The organism is Arenibaculum sp. (assembly GCF_035998295.1).
Taxonomy (GTDB): domain Bacteria; phylum Pseudomonadota; class Alphaproteobacteria; order Azospirillales; family Azospirillaceae; genus DASYHS01.
On the sequence record NZ_DASYHS010000125.1, the window covers coordinates 1 to 5,843 of the forward strand.

At 71.1% G+C, this 5,843-nt stretch carries 5 protein-coding genes; all 5 read left to right on the top strand.

Annotated elements, in window-relative coordinates; translation table 11 throughout:
* The first annotated feature begins 13 nt into the window (after positions 1-13).
* Positions 14-700: an MCP four helix bundle domain-containing protein gene (locus tag VGO20_RS12740; protein ID WP_327502727.1), complete on the top strand. Its 687-nt coding sequence runs from the start codon at positions 14-16 to the stop codon at positions 698-700.
* Between the two features lie 499 nt (positions 701-1,199).
* The gene (dapF, locus tag VGO20_RS12745) at positions 1,200-2,045 is read left to right on the top strand and encodes a diaminopimelate epimerase (protein WP_327502728.1); all 846 of its coding nucleotides are present in this window, start codon (positions 1,200-1,202) and stop codon (positions 2,043-2,045) included.
* A complete protein-coding gene (gene mtaB / locus VGO20_RS12750) occupies positions 2,042-3,301 on the top strand; it encodes a tRNA (N(6)-L-threonylcarbamoyladenosine(37)-C(2))-methylthiotransferase MtaB (protein WP_327502730.1) in 1,260 nt (419 codons plus the stop codon). Before dapF ends, mtaB begins: the two co-directional genes overlap by 4 nt.
* Positions 3,295-4,455, top strand: a complete 1,161-nt coding sequence (gene ftsY / locus VGO20_RS12755; RefSeq protein WP_327502731.1) for a signal recognition particle-docking protein FtsY — start codon at positions 3,295-3,297, stop codon at positions 4,453-4,455. Before mtaB ends, ftsY begins: the two co-directional genes overlap by 7 nt.
* A gap of 4 nt (positions 4,456-4,459) precedes the next feature.
* On the top strand, positions 4,460-5,843 hold a 1,384-nt coding region (locus tag VGO20_RS12760), incomplete at its 3' end, for an AMP nucleosidase (protein WP_327502732.1).

Sequence of the window (5,843 nt, forward strand, 5' to 3'; positions counted from 1 at the left end):
AGGAGGACACCCCATGGCCGCTACCGCCCACCAGCCGCTGGCGCCGAGCATCGAGCTGTTCTGCCGCATCGCCGCGCGGGGCGCGCCCCTGGCCGAGGCCGCGCGCCGCGCCGGCTGCGCGCCCGGCTCCACCCCGTGGACACGCGCGGACGTCCGGACCCGCCTCGTCGCGCTGTCCGCCGAGGAGGAGAACCGGCACGAGGATCTCGTCGAGCAGATGCGCCGGCAGCACGACGAGCTGTACGGCAAGCTGGTCGAGCAGGAGCACTTCCCCGCCGCCGCCCGCCTGCTGGCCCACCGGTGGCGCTTCGAGAAGGAGGTCGGCGCCGTCCGCGCCGTGACCCGGGCCGAGCGCGAGCGCCTGCGCGAGGACCTGCGCGAGGACGTCCGGGACGAGCTGCGCGAGGAGATGCGCGGCAAGGTCCAGGCGGAACTGGTGGAGGAGCTGCGCAAGGAGCTGGCCGGGCTGCGCGAGGAGCTGCGCGCGGAAATGCGCGCCGGGCCGAAGACGAAAACCGGCACCGTGACGAAACATGACATTCCCGCACGTTTCGACGCCCCGATGCCCTCCGGCCCGCTGGTCGGTCCACTGGCCGGCCCGCTGGCTGCCGCCGCTCCGCAGGGCGCCGGCAGCCTGAAGGCCCGCCTGCGCGACCAGCCCCTGCCGGTCCCCACCGGCAAGCTCGCCCGGACCGCCTGAACATCCCCTCTCCCGTGCAACGGGAAAGGGAGGGGCCCGGCCAGCGGCCGGGACGGTGAGGGCACTCGGCATAGCCCGGCAAGATGGGTAACGGAATAGACCGGATACATAGGTGACAGATGCCGGGATCGGCCGCCAGGAGATGGCCGATGGGCTGGAACGAGACCTGTGTGCTGGACGAGCGGGTGAAGTTCATCGGGGCGAGGTCCCGGCGGGACCGCGCCAGGAACTGCGCCGGGAGATGCGCGCCGGGACCGTGACAAACCATGATGTTCCTGCACGTTTCGATGTCCCGACGCCGACCGCCGGCCGGCCTCCCTGCCTCTCCTGCCATCGTCGCCTCCCCGTTGCGGAAAGCGCCCATGACTCCCGGACTCGAGCCCGAAAGGATCCGCCTCCGCCCCATTCCACCCCGTCGACCCCGCCTTCAGGCGGTTGCCCTGGGTCCGGGGCTGCGGCGATGGACTCCGGGCGGCCACTCGCCATATAACGGCCCATCATGTCCCTGCCATTCCTGAAGATGCATGGGCTCGGCAACGACTTCGTCGTCATCGATGCCCGCAAGACGCCGTTCGACCCGACTCCCGCCCAAAGGCGCGCGATCGCGGACCGACGCACGGGCGTGGGCTGCGACCAGCTCATCGTCCTGGAGCCGGCGCCGGACCCGGCCGCCGACGTCTTCATGCGCATCTACAATCCCGACGGCTCGGAAGCCGGCGCCTGCGGCAACGCCACGCGCTGCATCGCCTGGCTGGAAATGAGCCGGGGCGAACGCGGTTTGGATGCCGGCCGCACCGTCGTGCAGACCATTTCGGGCCTGCTGCCGGCCGCCGCGGTGCAGGGCGGGCTGATCTCCGTGGACATGGGGCCGGCACGGCTCGACTGGCGCGACATCCCGCTGGCGGCGGAGGCCGACACGCTGCGCCTGCCGCTCTCCGTCGACGCCCTGGACGGGCCGTGCGCGGTGTCGATGGGCAACCCGCACGCGGTCTTCTTCGTCGATGACGCCGAGGCCGTGCCGCTGGAAACGCTCGGCCCCCGGATCGAGCACCACCCGATGTTCCCGGAGCGCACCAATGTCGAGGTGGCGCAGGTCCTGTCGCGCTCCAGCATTCGCCTGCGCGTGTGGGAGCGGGGTGCGGGCATCACCCGCGCCTGCGGTTCGGGCGCCTGCGCGACCGCCGTCGCGGCCGTTCGCCGGGGCCTGACGGACCGGACCGTCGACGTCCACCTAGACGGCGGGACGCTGCATCTCGCCTGGAGCGAGGACGGCCGGGTCCACATGACCGGCCCGGTCGCGACCAGCTTCTCCGGCGTTCTGCCAGAGGGCCTGCTGCGCCCATGACCGGACCGGACTTCATCACCTTCGGGTGTCGGCTGAACACCTACGAGACCGAAGTCATGCGCCGGCATGCGGCTGAGGCCGGCCTCGAGGACGCGGTCGTCGTCAACACCTGCGCGGTCACGAAGGAAGCGGAGCGCCAGGCGCGCCAAGCCATCCGCAAGGCACGCCGCGAACGCCCGGGTGCCCGCATCATCGTGACCGGCTGCGCTGCCCAGATCGATCCCGGCCGCTTCGCCGCGATGCCCGAGGTGGACCTCGTGCTCGGCAACGAGGAGAAGCTGAGGCCCGAGAGCTTCGGCCTGGCGCCGCCGGTCGAGCGGGTCGCGGTCAACGACATCATGTCCGTGCGCGAGACGGCCGGACACCTCGTCGGCGGCTTCGAAGGCCGGGCGCGCGCCTTCGTCCAGGTGCAGCAGGGCTGCGACCACCGATGCACCTTCTGCATCATCCCCTACGGCCGGGGGCCGTCACGCTCGGTGCCGATCGGCGAGGTGGTGGCGCAGGTGCGCACGCTGGTCTCGTCCGGCTATGCCGAGGTCGTGCTGACGGGAGTGGACGTCACCAGCTACGGCGGCGACCTGCCGGGGCGCCCGACCCTGGGCCAGATGGTGCGCCGGCTGCTCGCGCTGGTGCCGGAGTTGCCGCGGCTGCGGCTGTCCTCGCTCGACCCCGTCGAGATGGATGCCGACCTGTGGCGCCTCGTCGCGGAGGAGCCTCGGCTGATGCCGCACCTGCATCTGAGCCTCCAGGCGGGCGACGACCTCGTGCTGAAGCGCATGAAGCGGCGTCACCTGCGCGCGGACGCGATCGCGTTCTGCGAGAAGGCGCGCGGCCTCCGGCCCGGGATCGCCTTCGGCGCCGACCTTATCGCCGGCTTCCCGACCGAAGACGGGGAGATGTTCGAGAACACGCTGCGCCTCGTGGAGGAATGCGACCTCACCTGGCTTCACGTGTTTCCCTACAGCGAGCGGCCGGGCACCCCCGCCGCGCGCATGCCGCAGGTCGATCCGGCGCTGAGGCGGGACCGGGCGTCGCGCCTGAGGGAACTCGGGGAACGCCAAGTCGCCCGCTTCCTCGACGCCCGCGTCGGCGGGACCGCGGCCGTGCTCATGGAGAAGGACCGCATCGGCCGTACCGAGCAATTCGCGGAGATCGAGATCGACCATGCGCTGGAGCCGGGCAGCTTGGTCCGCGCCGCCGTCACCGGCGTCGCGGGGGGCCGCCTGACGGGACGCATCCAAGGTGCGCAATGCTGAGATTCTGGAAGAAGAAGCCGAAGCCCGAGGACGAGGCCGCGACCGAGGACGTCGCGGCCGCCGCGCAGCCGGAAGCGCAGCCGGAGCCGGGGTCGGAGCCGACGCCCGAACCGGCGAACGAGCCGGCAGCGCTCCTTGAGCCGGAGCCGGAGCCGGAGCCGGAGCCGGAGCCCGAGCCCGAGCCGATACCGACGGTGGTCGCGGAACCGGCGGCACCGGCCGCCCCGCCGGGGAAGAAGGGCTGGCTGGCGCGCCTCAAGGAGGGGCTGTCCAAGTCGACCTCCCGCCTGACCGAGGGGATCGGCGGCATCTTCACCAAGCGCCGGCTCGACGAGGAGGCGCTGGAGGAACTCGAGGAACTGCTGATCACGGCCGACCTCGGGCCGGCCATGGCGGCGAAGGTGACGGGCGAACTGGCCAAGAGCCGGTTCGGCAAGGACGTCACCCCCGACGAGGTGCGCCGCTTCCTCGCCGACCGGATCGCGGAGACGCTGGCCCCGGTCGCCAAGCCCCTGGACCTCGTCGCCGCCGCGCGCCCCCACGTGATCCTGGTGGTCGGCGTGAACGGAGCCGGCAAGACGACCACCATCGGCAAGATGGCCAAGCAGTACCGCGACCAGGGCAAGCGCGTCCTGATAGCGGCAGGCGACACGTTCCGCGCGGCGGCGGTCCAGCAGCTCGAGGTCTGGGGCGAGCGCGCGGGCTGCCCCGTCATCTCCCGCGAGACCGGAGCCGACGCCGCCGGCCTCGCCTTCGACGCGCTGGAGCGCGCGCGCCGCGAACAGGCGGACGTCCTGCTGATCGATACCGCCGGACGCCTGCAGAACAAGGCCAACCTGATGGCCGAGCTGCAGAAGATCGTGCGCGTCCTGAAGAAGCAGGACGCCGGGACCCCCCATTCCACGCTCCTGGTGCTGGATGCGACGACGGGCCAGAATGCGCTGAGCCAGGCGGAGGTGTTCCGCGACATGGTCGACGTCACCGGGCTGATCGTGACCAAGCTGGACGGCTCGGCGCGCGGCGGCGTGCTCGTGGCGCTGGCCGACCGGTTCAAGCTGCCGGTGCACGCCATCGGCGTCGGCGAAACGATCGAGGATATGCGGCCGTTCGAGGCGGGCGCCTTCGCCCGCTCGCTGACGGGCTTGGAGGCATGAAGCGATGTCGAGTTCGCACCTGTCGCACCTTCCCGCCACCGGCGAACGCTTCACCGACCCCGATGCGGCGCTCGCCCGCGTGCGCGAGATCTACGAGGCGAACACCGGCTACCTGAGGGAACGGTTCGCCGGTTTCGCCGCCGGCGAGGACGTCCGGGCGCGGGTTCACGCCGGCTATCCCTTCGTCCGGGTCCGCACCGAGACGGGCACGCGCGTCGATACCCGGCTGTCCTACGGCTTCGTCGCCGGCCCCGGCACCTACGCGACGACGCTGACGCGCCCGGACCTGTTCGGGCGCTACTACGCCGAACAGTTCCGCCTGCTGCGCCGGAACCACGGTGCGGCGCTGGAGGTGGGCGTCAGTCCGCAGCCGATCCCGGTCCATTTCGCCTTCGCCGAAGGCATCCACGTCGAGGGCGACCTGGAGCCCGAGCGCCTCGCGCGGCTGCGCGACTGGTTCGACCTTCCCGACCTCGCCTACATGGACGACAGCATCGTCAACGGCACCTTCGTGCCGGTCGAGGGGGAGCCGCTGCCGCTGGCGCTGTTCACGGCACCGCGGGTGGACTATTCGCTGCACCGGCTGCGGCACTACACGGCGACGTCGCCCGAGAACTTCCAGAACTTCGTCCTGTTCACGAACTACCAGTTCTACATCGACGAATTCGTCCGCCTCGGCCACGAGATCATGACCGCGAGCGAGGACGAGGAGACCCGGGCGTACCGCAGCCAGTACACGGGTTTCGTCGAACCCGGCGACTTCGTGACCTTGAACGAGAATCTCGGCTCCGCCGGGACGGTGGGCACGCGCACCGCCCGCCTGCCGCAGATGCCGGCCTACCATCTGAAGCGGGCCGACGGATCGGGCATCACCATGGTCAACATCGGGGTCGGCCCGTCGAACGCGAAGACGATCACCGACCATGTCGCGGTGCTGCGCCCGCATGCCTGGATCATGCTCGGCCATTGCGCGGGACTGAGGAACACCCAGCGGCTCGGCGACTACGTGCTGGCCCACGGCTACGTGCGCGACGACCACGTGCTCGATGCGGACCTGCCGCTGTGGGTGCCGGTGCCGGCCCTGGCCGAGGTGCAGGTGGCGATCGAGGGAGCGGTCGCGCAGGTGACCGGGCTCTCCGGCTACGAGCTGAAGAGCATCATGCGCACCGGAACGGTCGCGACGATCGACAACCGCAACTGGGAGCTTCGCGACCACCGCGAGCCGATCCAGCGCTTCAGCCAAAGCAGGGCGATCGCCCTCGACATGGAAAGCGCCACGATCGCCGCCAATGGCTTCCGCTTCCGGGTGCCTTACGGCACGCTGCTGTGCGTCTCCGACAAGCCGCTGCACGGCGAGATCAAGCTGCCGGGCATGGCCAACCGCTTCT

Coding starts and splice junctions, on each gene's coding strand:
- VGO20_RS12740 (WP_327502727.1), top strand. CDS start 14: ATGGCCGCTACCGCCCACCAGCCGCTGGCGCCGAGCATCGAGCTGTTC.
- dapF (WP_327502728.1), top strand. CDS start 1,200: ATGTCCCTGCCATTCCTGAAGATGCATGGGCTCGGCAACGACTTCGTC.
- mtaB (WP_327502730.1), top strand. CDS start 2,042: ATGACCGGACCGGACTTCATCACCTTCGGGTGTCGGCTGAACACCTAC.
- ftsY (WP_327502731.1), top strand. CDS start 3,295: ATGCTGAGATTCTGGAAGAAGAAGCCGAAGCCCGAGGACGAGGCCGCG.